Genomic DNA, 243 nt, shown 5'->3' on the forward strand with positions numbered 1-243 from the left:
TTTCGGGCTAAGACCTTTCAGTATGGCGATACGGGCGGGAACGACAAAGGTCTTGCAGCCGGTGTCGGCGACCTGACCAACAAAATCAACAAGGGTGTCCCAACTCTCTCGGCCATTCACACCAATGCGGTGTGTAACCGTGACAGGAATGTAAACACTGTCCTGCATGGCTTTAATGCAGTCAGCAACTAAAGCTGTCTCTTTCATCAGGCAGGCACCGATGCCGCCATTCTGAACCCGGTC

1 protein-coding gene is annotated in these 243 nt (G+C 53.1%); it reads right to left on the bottom strand.

All coding sequences use genetic code 11. The features are described from left to right. Positions 1-243: tRNA-dihydrouridine synthase (locus ACY2RR_RS24630; RefSeq protein WP_490110841.1), on the bottom strand; the 243-nt coding region annotated here is incomplete at both ends.

This window comes from Parendozoicomonas sp. 2304DJ65-17, from assembly GCF_058148445.1.